Here is a 1959-nt window from a genome sequence, read left to right as displayed (position 1 = left end):
ACTAATAAACGACCGTTTGTAAACGGATGCAAGGGCGCTCTCTATGGCCGAGGTCAGCGAAATGCCCTTGATTTCCTGAGGCTGCGCGCGATCAGAGAGATCTCGCAGGCAGTCGCGCGCGCGTGCTATATAAGGAGTGCAGACGCACCCCGAGAAAACCCTTGGGTAATGTGCAAAACGCGCGTATTTTGCACATATGAAGCCTCAAGCATCTGCTCTACATGATAGTTTTGATGACCCTCTGACCGGGGTGGAAGAGGCCGAGGAAAGATCGGAAGACGATTTGTGGTTGTCGCGTTTGGTTCCCGATTTCAATTGAAGCGATTAGCTGAAACCTGAGCGGTCAGGTTGGAGCTTGGCATTTCAGCAAAGCTTGTCGGAGGGGCGGGGGGCTTACAGGCCTGCGGCCTTGGTCAGGTTCACCCGGAACCTGTCGCGGCGTCGCTGGTATCGACGGGTCATCTCTGCGCTGGCATGACCGAGCTGCTTTTGAACATAGCGCTCATCAACTTCCGCGCTGCTGGCAAGGCCTGCACGCAGGGAATGGCCCGAGAAGAGCGCTAGCCGCTCGGCCTTCGACAATTCGGGGCGTAGGCCGGCGGCCTCGACGCAGGTCTTGATCAGCCGGGCGACGTGCTTGTCCGACAACCGCTCGCCCGTAGCTTTCAGGCCGTTGCGGGACGTGGCGACGAAGATCGGGCCGAAATCGATTCTCGCATAATGCAACCATTGGGCAACGGCATGCACCGGACAGGTCTGATCGGACGACCCACGGGCAATCTCCACTTCACGCCACCCGGTCTTGCCGCGCAGGGTGAGGAGGATCCCATCCTCCAGCACCTCGACCCAGCCCCCGCTGTCCGGCGTGTCGTCCTTGCCGTGATCCAGGCTTACGATTTCGGACCGACGTAGGCCACCAGCAAAGCCGATCAGTAGGATCGCCCGGTCGCGTAGGCCGCGCAGATCGTGGGGCAGGGTGGCCAGCATGTCGCGCAGATCTTCCGGGAGGATCGCCTCCTTCTGCACTGGGGGTCGGGCGTGCTTACGGCGGATACCGGCGAGGACGCTGGCAATGTGGCGGTCTTTGCGGTCCAGCCGTTCTCCGCGCAGCGCATAGCCCCAAGTCAGGCCGGAAAGGCGGCGCTCAATCGATGAAACCGACAGGGCAGGGGATCTGCCCTGCGGCGCCGCCAGATCGGCAATATAGAGGCCGATGAGCACTGGTGCCGGGGGCAGGGGGTCGGCCCCCCGCATCCGGCACCAGCGGGCGAACTGGGCCCAATCTTTGGCATAGGCCTTCAGAGTGTTCTCTGACGCGGCGTGGCGGGCATAGTCCCGTGCCGTCTCGACCAGCCGATCGAGGGTTCCGGAACCTGCGATGTGCCCGGGAAGGGAAAGGACGTCTTCCGACGGTACAAGGCTCTCATCCCCTTCACGGAGATCAGAGCGTTTTGGCGGCGCGATGGGGGATGTCAGAGGCATTTTGGTCATGCTTCTGAGCATATCATCTGCACGTCCGATAATGCAAACTTATTGGACATATAAAGGCTCAGCAAAGAGGGGCGGTTTCTACACTATGTGGTAGTCAAAAGCGCCGCCGCAAGATAGTGTTGTGGCGTGACATATGCCCACTCAACCTTCGACAGCGACCCTGATAGCTTACCCCGGATGCCGCCCTGGGTCACCTCGGCACGCGCCGAAACCCTTGAAGATGTGGCGTTTTTGTCGGGCGCAGCACTGAGCCACCTGCATCTTGTGTTGGGGCGAGAGGCGGTCCCCCAAGCCTTGTTACGGGATCGGCTGTCGTTGCGCGCAACGGAGGCTTGTGTCGCGTTTTTGGGCCGGCCGGAGCGGGCAGGGGAGCTGCGCGACGTGGTGCATCTGCTGCGCCCCGGCGACCTGCCCGGTCCGGCAGGCGAAACCTGTCTGGCGTGGCGTCGCGCCACGGAAAGGCCGGTG

Annotated in this window: 2 protein-coding genes; one reads left to right on the top strand and one right to left on the bottom strand. The window is 61.7% G+C overall.

Features of this window, described 5'->3' with window-relative positions; genetic code table 11:
- Nucleotides 1-393: 393 nt before the first annotated feature.
- Nucleotides 394-1482, bottom strand: coding sequence for a tyrosine-type recombinase/integrase (locus FE811_RS26630; RefSeq protein ID WP_255469865.1), 1089 nt, complete (start codon nucleotides 1480-1482; stop codon nucleotides 394-396).
- 135 nt (nucleotides 1483-1617) lie between these two features.
- Here FE811_RS26630 and FE811_RS26625 point away from each other — a divergent pair.
- The coding region (locus FE811_RS26625; protein ID WP_255469864.1) for a DUF1403 family protein at nucleotides 1618-1959 on the top strand (342 nt) is incomplete at its 3' end.

The sequence above is a fragment of the Paracoccus sp. FO-3 genome (assembly GCF_006386455.1).
In the GTDB taxonomy this organism is placed as follows: Bacteria; Pseudomonadota; Alphaproteobacteria; order Rhodobacterales; family Rhodobacteraceae; genus Paracoccus; species Paracoccus versutus.
Note: the sequence above shows the minus strand (reverse complement) of the source record. Positions and strands in the feature narration are given on the sequence as shown.

What these genes read in the sequence shown, in the direction of transcription:
- FE811_RS26630 (WP_255469865.1), bottom strand. Translation starts at nt 1,482, where the DNA reads ATGCCTCTGACATCCCCCATCGCGCCGCCAAAACGCTCTGATCTCCGT.